The 1,335-nt window shown below is 64.7% G+C and carries 1 protein-coding gene; it reads left to right on the top strand.

Annotated elements, in window-relative coordinates; translation table 11 throughout:
- On the top strand, positions 1-1,335 hold a 1,335-nt coding region (locus tag NBG84_RS31340), incomplete at both ends, for a condensation domain-containing protein (protein WP_250923058.1).

The following is a 1,335-nucleotide window of genomic DNA, read 5'->3' as shown; positions in this document are numbered from 1 at the left end:
CGCCCCGACCTCACCGCCGAACGCTTCATAGCCAACCCCTTCAGCGCCTTGGGTGCCCGGATGTACCGAACCGGGGACCTAGCCCAATGGCGCACAGACGGCATCCTGGAGTTCCTAGGCCGCGCCGATGCGCAGGTGAAGATACGCGGATTCCGTATCGAGCCCGGTGAGATCGAGGCGGTTCTGGCCTCACATGACTCAGTCGGGCAGGTGGCGGTCCTGGTCCGCGAGGACCGGCCAGGTGACAAGCGTCTGGTCGCGTATGTGGTTCCCGCCGACTCCGGTGTTGTGCCGTTGATCGATGTGTCGGTGTTGCGGGGTCTGGTAGCGGAGCGCCTGCCGGACTATATGGTGCCCACCGCCTTCGTAGCACTGGAAGCCTTGCCGCTGACACCCAACGGGAAGCTGGATCGTCAGGCTCTTCCCGTTCCCGAGGTCGCTGCCAAGGTCTCTGGTCGTGGTCCGCGTAGTCCGCGGGAGGAGGTGTTGTGTTCGCTGTTCGCCGAGGTTTTGGGTGTGGGCGAGGTTGGTATCGATGACAGTTTCTTCGATCTGGGTGGGCACTCGTTGTTGGCGACTCGGTTGGTGTCGCGGATTCGTAGTGTCTTGGATGTTGAGGTGTCGATTCGGGCGTTGTTCGAGGCGCCGACGGTGGCTGGTTTGGCGTCGCATGTTGATGATGCTGCGGGTGTGGTGCGGGTGCGGTTGTCGGGGCGGGTGCGTCCGGAGTTGGTTCCGGTGTCGTTTGCGCAGCGTAGGTTGTGGTTCCTGGGCGAGTTGGAGGGCCCGTCGGCGACCTACAACATTCCCTTCGCCCTGCGGTTGCGTGGCGCGTTGGATGTGGGGGCGTTGCGGGCGGCGTTGATGGATGTCGTGGGCCGGCATGAGAGCCTGCGTACGGTCTTCCCGCAGGTGGATGGTCAACCCCGTCAGCAGATCTTGAGTATCGGCCAGGGGCTGGGTGATAACTCGTTCTCTGCGGGTGGTGGCTCTGCCGATGACAGCCGTGTCGCCCGGCTTCTTACGGTGTCGGAGGTGGATGCGTCGGGGCTTGGTGGGGTGTTGGCGGCGGAGGTGTCTGCCGGGTTTGATCTGTCGGTGGATCTGCCGTTGCGGGTGCGGTTGTGTGTCGTGGGGCCGGATGAGTTCGTGTTGATCGCTGTGGTGCATCACATTGCGGCGGATGGCTGGTCGATGGCCCCGTTCGCCCGGGATCTGTCCCTGGCCTATCAGGCCCGTTCCCGGGGCGAGGCGCCCGCCTGGCCGGTGCTGCCGGTGCAGTACGCGGACTACACCCTGTGGCAACGCGAGGTACTCGGCAGCGAGGACGACCCC

Origin of the sequence: Streptomyces albipurpureus (genome assembly GCF_023701525.1) — a bacterium.
Lineage (GTDB): Bacteria > Actinomycetota > Actinomycetes > Streptomycetales > Streptomycetaceae > Streptomyces > Streptomyces albipurpureus.
Note: the sequence above shows the minus strand (reverse complement) of the source record. Positions and strands in the feature narration are given on the sequence as shown.